This window comes from Streptomyces sp. NPDC001852 (genome assembly GCF_042891825.1).
Taxonomy (GTDB): domain Bacteria; phylum Actinomycetota; class Actinomycetes; order Streptomycetales; family Streptomycetaceae; genus Streptomyces.
Genome location: NZ_JBIATN010000058.1, coordinates 22,269 through 28,820, shown reverse-complemented (window position 1 = coordinate 28,820; position 6,552 = coordinate 22,269). Strand labels below are relative to the sequence as shown.

8 protein-coding genes and 2 pseudogenes are annotated in these 6,552 nt (G+C 67.4%); 5 read left to right on the top strand and 5 right to left on the bottom strand.

What is annotated here, in order from left to right; all coding sequences use genetic code 11:
* Positions 1 to 1,022 precede the first annotated feature (1,022 nt).
* Positions 1,023 to 1,277, top strand: a pseudogene (locus tag ACFYZB_RS44880) (transposase); the annotation flags it as partial.
* Here ACFYZB_RS44880 and ACFYZB_RS44875 read toward each other — a convergent pair.
* From ACFYZB_RS44875 to ACFYZB_RS44865, 3 genes are all read right to left on the bottom strand, one after another.
* A complete protein-coding gene (locus ACFYZB_RS44875; RefSeq protein WP_388767668.1) occupies positions 1,240 to 1,476 on the bottom strand; it encodes a hypothetical protein in 237 nt (78 codons plus the stop codon). The pseudogene ACFYZB_RS44880 and the gene ACFYZB_RS44875 overlap by 38 nt on opposite strands.
* A gap of 426 nt (positions 1,477 to 1,902) precedes the next feature.
* The gene (locus tag ACFYZB_RS44870; protein ID WP_388767667.1) at positions 1,903 to 2,232 is read right to left on the bottom strand and encodes a hypothetical protein; all 330 of its coding nucleotides are present in this window, start codon (positions 2,230 to 2,232) and stop codon (positions 1,903 to 1,905) included.
* 49 nt (positions 2,233 to 2,281) lie between these two features.
* Positions 2,282 to 2,716: a DUF6228 family protein gene (locus tag ACFYZB_RS44865; protein WP_388767665.1), complete on the bottom strand. Its 435-nt coding sequence runs from the start codon at positions 2,714 to 2,716 to the stop codon at positions 2,282 to 2,284.
* A 205-nt stretch (positions 2,717 to 2,921) separates the two neighbouring features.
* Here ACFYZB_RS44865 and ACFYZB_RS44860 point away from each other — a divergent pair, with 205 nt between their 5' ends.
* The 4 genes from ACFYZB_RS44860 to ACFYZB_RS44845 all read left to right on the top strand — a co-directional run bounded on the left by ACFYZB_RS44860 (position 2,922) and on the right by ACFYZB_RS44845 (position 5,163).
* Positions 2,922 to 3,812, top strand: a complete 891-nt coding sequence (locus tag ACFYZB_RS44860) for an FAD-dependent monooxygenase (protein ID WP_388767664.1) — start codon at positions 2,922 to 2,924, stop codon at positions 3,810 to 3,812.
* Positions 3,813 to 4,155: 343 nt separating this feature from the next.
* A complete protein-coding gene (locus ACFYZB_RS44855) occupies positions 4,156 to 4,482 on the top strand; it encodes a PadR family transcriptional regulator (protein WP_388767663.1) in 327 nt (108 codons plus the stop codon).
* Positions 4,479 to 4,835 carry a DUF1048 domain-containing protein gene (locus ACFYZB_RS44850; protein WP_388767662.1) on the top strand — a complete coding sequence of 119 codons (357 nt, stop codon included), beginning with the start codon at positions 4,479 to 4,481 and terminating at the stop codon, positions 4,833 to 4,835. The genes ACFYZB_RS44855 and ACFYZB_RS44850 overlap by 4 nt, the downstream gene beginning before the upstream one ends.
* 1 nt (position 4,836) lies before the next feature.
* Positions 4,837 to 5,163 carry a DUF1048 domain-containing protein gene (locus ACFYZB_RS44845; RefSeq protein ID WP_388767661.1) on the top strand — a complete coding sequence of 109 codons (327 nt, stop codon included), beginning with the start codon at positions 4,837 to 4,839 and terminating at the stop codon, positions 5,161 to 5,163.
* A 66-nt stretch (positions 5,164 to 5,229) separates the two neighbouring features.
* On the opposite strand, the pseudogene ACFYZB_RS44840 reads toward ACFYZB_RS44845, so the two are convergent.
* Together ACFYZB_RS44840 and ACFYZB_RS44835 are read right to left on the bottom strand one after the other, a co-directional pair.
* A pseudogene (locus tag ACFYZB_RS44840) lies at positions 5,230 to 5,511 on the bottom strand (Tn3 family transposase); the annotation flags it as partial.
* Positions 5,512 to 5,598: 87 nt separating this feature from the next.
* The gene (locus ACFYZB_RS44835) at positions 5,599 to 6,540 is read right to left on the bottom strand and encodes an immunity 49 family protein (RefSeq protein ID WP_388767660.1); all 942 of its coding nucleotides are present in this window, start codon (positions 6,538 to 6,540) and stop codon (positions 5,599 to 5,601) included.
* Positions 6,541 to 6,552: the final 12 nt, after the last annotated feature.

Genomic DNA, 6,552 nt, shown 5'->3' with positions numbered 1-6,552 from the left:
CCTGCCTGCATGCGCCGCTTCTGCCGCGATCACCCGATCAGGACCCCTGTTCGACCAGACAAGCCCGTTGATTGGTAAGCGGAAGCCTTCTCAGGGATCCTCCGGAGGCTGCTGCCGAGGTGCTGCGTCTGATGGGTTATAAGGTCGTGGCGCCTGAGGTGCCAGCGCAGCGCCGGTCTCTGGAGCAGGTCAAGCTGTACTGGCCGTAGCGTTCAAACGTAGACAGCCCCGGCCACGGGTGAGCAACCCCGGCACAGCAGCGGGCGATCCGGGAAGGCCGGATCACCAATGCGGTGCAGCTGCTCCGCGACCAGGAACCACCCACTGCATGAGCCTCCGCCCTCGAGGACTGGGCCCGGTCGCCGCGTCCCTGCGACGGCCGGGCTGCTCCCCAATCTCAGTGCCCCGTCCCAGTACCCGGACACCGCACGCCTACGCCGCCGTTCCCGGCCCGGCCTCCCGCGGGTCCCCGATCGGCCGGGTCAGCCCGTCATCCGTCACCAGTCGGCGTTCCGGATTCGTCGCGTCCAACTCCCAATAGAACAGGCACTCCTCGCACCGGACACCGTCGACCAGGACCTCATCCTCGGCGTTGGGGCAGTCCGTGCCGTCCCCGCGCCCCGCACATACTTCCCGTGTATCCCCCATGGGTTCGACGGTGCGCTGTGGCCAAGCCAGGCGTGGAGAGGGCGTGCAGGGCGCACAGGCGTCGAGGACGGCGCCACGCCCCAACACCCGCCAGCAGCCCCACAAGACGCCCACAAGCGGCCTGACAAGGCCGTTAGGTGCGAACGCGTATCGGGTGCATGCTGCCGCCAGCAAGCTCACAGCCGACAAGCCTTGGAGGCCTCATGAGCGAGACCAAACCGGCTTTCCCACCCGTCCATGAGTACGCCCTCGCCCACCGCTGCACCGCCTGCGGCGCCCAGCCCAGCCAGCCCTGCGAGGCTCCGCAGAAACAGGCCAGCAGCGTGAACCGCTCCGGGTCTGATGGAGGCTCGATTCCCTGAGAGGATCGAGTCATGGCACGTCCGTCCCCTTACCCCGCTGAGCTTCGCGAACGAGCGGTGCGCATGGTCGCGGAGATCCGACCGAACAATCCGACCGAGTGGGCCGCGATGAAGGCGGTCGCGGCGAAGCTGGGCATCGGTGCGGCGGAGACGGTGCGGACCTGGGTCCGCAAGGCCGAGGTGGACGCCGGCCAGCGGCCCGGCACGACCTCCGAGGAGGCCGCGGAGATCAAGCGGCTGCGAGCCGAGAACGCGGAGCTGCGCCGGCCTGGGTGACGCCGCTCGCAAGCTGTCCCAAGATGTTCAAGATCCCCCGGCCCGCCGGGGTGGGCGCGATCAGCACACCCAGCGCCAGGACGAGGACGACGGTCAGCTTCTCGTCGAAGAGGCTACGGCAATGCGTAGGCCACCGCAGCCGCCAGACGACGATGACTGCGAGCAGCACCGCCACGTTGATGGTCAGCAACCGTCCCGACCTCCCCCACACGACCGGCCACCACGCGGGGACGGCAGCACGCCCCAGCCTCCTTATGTAGCCGGGCCCCAGTAATGTCGGGACCGGGTTGCCGACCAATGGCACAAAGCCATCGGACCTGGCCGGATACCGCACGGCAACGCGAAGATGATCTCCCTCACACCAGGCGGCTGCCGCCCGACCCGCGGCCCCGGCCGCCGGACATGAGCAAGTACGACCGACTGCTGAAACCGGTCACTTCACGACGACGAGCACGGGAACGACATCGAAAAGGTGCACCAGTGCATGACCCCCACCACCGCCACCTCCAACGATGCCTAGTCCCGCGGCGCGGTGGCCTGTCGCCCAGGAATTCGCCGGCGGTGTCGACCAGGCGCAGCCAGCGCACGGCCGAGCCGGAGGTCAGGCCCGTGGACATCAGGCGCAGTTGCTCCACCCGGGTCTCCAATGTGACGGGCAGGGGCGGGGCAGCGCGGCGAAAAGTTCCACATCATCCTGGCGTCGCAGCTTGGCCAAAGCCTTCGCACTCCACTCGGCCTCACCCACGCCTGCAGCAGTGTCGGGGGCGGTGGCGATGAGCGCGATCAACACGACCCGCTCGACCTGGGCGAGCAGGTCGTCACGGTCTACTCCCCAAACCGAGCGGCCCTCATTCACCCACACCGCGAACGCCTCGTCACTCAGGCGAACGTCCATGATCCGTCGGGCGATCCGCTCACTTGCCGCTATCACGTCGTCCATTGCCATTGCGGTTCCGCCTCTCGTGACACGCCGTGGGGCGGGCGCCGTGGGCGGCCTACCCCTGGCGCAGGAATTCCCGCAGGTCCGCAGCTACAGCTGTCATCCCTTCACCGGCTTCGATCACGGTCGTCACCGTGCATCTCCAGTCACCGGGAAAGAACCCGGACCGAAGCGTCCAGTCCAGATACACATGACCACCCGAGCCGAAGGTCGCCGTCAGGACCAGGTGGTTGTTGATCCAGACCCGCTCTCCCTCCCAGCCACGGAAGTCGCGCGCGAGGCCGTCGAAGAACTCGCTCATGTCATCCCAGACGGTGACGGTCACGTTCTCGAGCCGTGCACGCACACCATCAGCAACGGCTTCCACCGCGTAGACGGTCTCGTATTCATCCGCACGCGACCAGTCGAACAACCGGACAGAGGTCGCCAGCGCCCCCGACCCCCGCACGACGAGCTCGACCTGCCCGGGACCCACCTCGATCAGACTCACCCCCCGAAGGGTACGGACGTCAACACGTTGACGACATCACGATTCCGTGGGCCGGGACCGCTGCTCGTCAGTGGGGACTACTGGCCGCCTCTGGGAGAACGAACTGGCCGTTGACACAGGGCTCGCCGGCTTCTGCCGCCAGGACCTCGACGCCGTCACTGCCAGACTCACGCTGCCGTGGAGTTCCGGTGCTGTCGAAGGGAACGTGAACCGCGTCAAAACGCTCAAGCGAGCGATGTATAGCCGGGCCGAATACATCTTCGGCGACTCAATCACCAGCCTCACCGAGACCGCCGGAGGCGTACAGGCCACCTTCCGGCACAGCGCACCACGCGAGTTCGACCTCGTGATCGGTGCGGACGGGCTGCACTCCAACGTGCGCCGACTCGCCTTCGGCCCTGAGGACGGCTTCGTCCGCCATCTCGGCTACTACGCCGCCACCTGGCAGCTGCCCAACTACCTGGGCCTCGGGCGAGGTTCGGTGGGCTACAACACGCCCGGCCGACTCGCCAGCGTCGGCGCCGATCACCGGGACACGGCGAAGGCCCGTGCCTTCTTCGTCTTCGCCGCACCCCAGGCCACGTACGACCGCCACGACCCGGAGCAACAGAAAGCTTTGATCATCAAAGCATTTGCCGGGCTCGGCTGGGAGGTGCCACGACTCCTCGACTCCCTGCAGCAGGCCCCAGAGCTGTACTTCGACTCGATCAGCCGGGCAGACGTGCACGCCTGGTCCACAGGCCGCATCGGCCTCGTCGGGGACGCCGCCTGCGGCGCGACGATCGGCGGCATGGGCACCGGAACCGGCGTGGTGGCCGCCTACGTGCTGGCCGGCGAACTCGCGCTGGCCAACGGCGACCACGGCGCGGCCTTCACCCGGTATGAGAACGCGATACGCGGCTATGCCCAGGGCTGCCAGAAGGGCGGCAACCGCACCGGGAAGTTCCTCGCCCTCCGCACCACGATCGGGCTCCGCATCCGGAACGGCCTCCTGAGCAGGCGCTCCCTCCTGAACTGGACGCTCAAGGAAGGACAGAAAATCAGCACCATCGACCTGCCCGACTACCGATCTCAGCTCAGCCAACTCAGCAAGTGACCAGAAAGATCACCGACCAGGGTCAGGCAGACCGGGCCGACCCCCGAATGAATGACAGGACGTAAGCGCCCCCAGGATGAGTGTCGCCACCGTCTGCCGGCAGGCACAAGCTGGCCGACAAGGAACCTGGGGAACCGGTAGACGCAAACCCAGGGCCGGTCGGCGAGGCTCCGGGCTCCACAGCAGCGGCCACTCATCGGACCCGCTCCGCAGTCACTGGGGCTCGTAAGCCGCTACCGCAACGCCCCGCTCCTCGATCGATACTGCCGCCCTCCACTACTCGGTGGTACCGTATAGCGGTACTCGGTAGCACGTAGTACCGACAGGCTGAGGAGCACCCGCGATGGAGGACCTGACGGAGATGTTGAAGGGCACGCTCGAAGGGTGCGTGCTCGAAATCATCGGCAGCGAGGAAACCTACGGGTACGCCATCACCCGTCAGCTGAACGAGCTCGGCTTCACCGACGTCATCGAGGGGACGGTGTACACCATCTTGCTGCGGCTGGAGAGGAACGGGCTCGTTCAGGTGACGAAACGGCCATCCGGGGTCGGTCCGCCGCGCAAGTTCTACGCGCTCAACGACGCCGGACGCGAGGAACTCGCGAAATTCTGGGCGAAGTGGCAGTACCTCTCATCACGCATCGACAGGCTCAAGGAGGGCGGGGGATGAACTTCTGGGAGAAGGTCACCGGCAGCGATCTCACCAGGGAATGGAAGGCGTTCGAGGCCCGGGCCGATGTCCTGCCGGACGACCACCGGGCGGCGTGGGGGCAGATCATCGCCCACCTTTTCCCCTATGGGGGTTTCACCGGTCGCAACCTGATGCCGATCCTCGACGCCGCTCTGGGGCTGCTCGAAGTAGCAGCGGCGGACGGGCAGAGCGTCCACGAGGTGCTCGGCGAGGACATCCAAGGCTTCTGCACCGCGCTGGCCGGCGGAGCAGGCGCCCGGGCTTATCGCGACCGGTGGCGCGAGCAGTTGAACAGGAACGTCGCGAGGAAATTGAGCCGGCTGGGAGGCTGACGTGAGCATCCAGGACATCATCGAAGGCAAGAAACAGTGGCGGGCGCACGTGGCTCGGGTCAAGGCACTCCCGCCGGACTACCAGATCGTCTACAAGGAGATGCAGAAGTACCTGTTCAAGGTCGGACCGATCAGCCTGCCTGACGGGCCCCTGCTCCCCGGGATCGTCGACTTCTTCGAGGAGGGCGTCGCCGGAGGCAAGGGGGTTGTGGAACTCATCGGCACCGACGTCGCCGCGTTCTGCGACGACCTGGTCAAGGACTCCCCTACCTACGCGGATGCCTACCAGGCATCCATCAGCGCGGAACCCGGCGCGGACGAGAAGTGACGCCCGCCGCCCGGGTGCGAGCCGAAATCGAGGGCACTGCGTAACCGTCGAGCAGCACCCTCGCGCTCACTCCTCGCCCTCTTCGTCTTCATCCAGCTCGGGCACCTCCGGGTCGCGCAGCGGACGCAAGGCCCCAGCGGCAGGAACGCTGGCAGTGAAGCTGTAGCGGCCGAGCAGGTTCAGGTTGCGGTCCTTGAGCTGGGAGAGCCGGGCGATGTCCTCTTCCCGGACCTCGTGGCCCTCGGCCTGGAGCTGGGCGACGGCGGCGTCGATGTTGCGGGTGGTCCAGAGCACGATGGCGTTGAGGACCAGGCCGAGCGCGCCGAGCTGGTCCTCCATGCCGGTAACCCTTCGGCGAACAGAAGAAGCCGGGCGCCTGAGGCGCGAGGGGAAGAAGTGGCGGTCACCTCGCCCTCACTCGACCATGGTGTCGGGTCACGTCCCATCGGCGGCCGTCAGTGACTCGCGGGCGCGTAGCAGCGACTCGGGCAGGTAGGCGGAGCGAACGCCCAGCTGCCAGCCATGGACCTGGGAGGCGAGCACGGCCAGAGCCACAGCGTTCACCGGCAGCAGGGTCCGGGGGGCTGGATGGGCGCCGACGCTCCCCCGGTGCTCCACGAGCCGCTGCTCCAGCGCCCGCTCGAACGCGGCCTGGTCGCCGTCGAGCAGGACACGCAGCAACCGCTGGTCAGGCGTCAATGTGCCAACGTGATCCAACTGCCGGGCCGCCGAGGAACGTTCCTCGGCGTCGGGCTTGCACAGCGGGACCGTGGGCCAATGCATGGGCAGGTGCCCGGCCGCCTGGGTCAGGTAGACGCACAGCGCGTCCATCTCGGCGAGGTCAGCCGGATCGGAGGTCGATTCCCGCTTCGAGCAGGGCACTCCGTCACGGATCGCGGGCGCGTAGTCCTCCCGCAGCAGCAGGCCGATCACCCGCTCCCACTCCCACACCAAGCCACTGGCCACGCACCATGTGAACGCGGTGATCCAGGTCCGTGCCGTGGTTCCCGGCTGGAGCGGCTCCCACGCTTCGTCGTAGAGCAGTTCTTCGGTGGTCAGCCTCTCGCCGACGAGGGGAAGGAGGATCTCCTGGTCGCCGTCCGGGAAACAGCCAAGGCTCAGCACGCCCAGGGCGCATTCGGCTGCGGTGGCCAGGGCCAGGCGTGACTCGTCCGTTTCGAGTGCTGGGTCCGCCAGAGTGCGTGCGGCAGCGTGGTTGGCGGTCGCCACGCCCAGTTCCCTGAGCCCCTTCCGCCACGGGGTGCCGCCGTAGCGCATGTCGTGCCAGTGCCCGACGGCCCGCCCCGGCATGTCCGTCAGGGCATGCTCGATGGGCTGCTGTGCGACGGCGTGACGCGTCACTTCCTTGATCGTCATATGGATCATCCT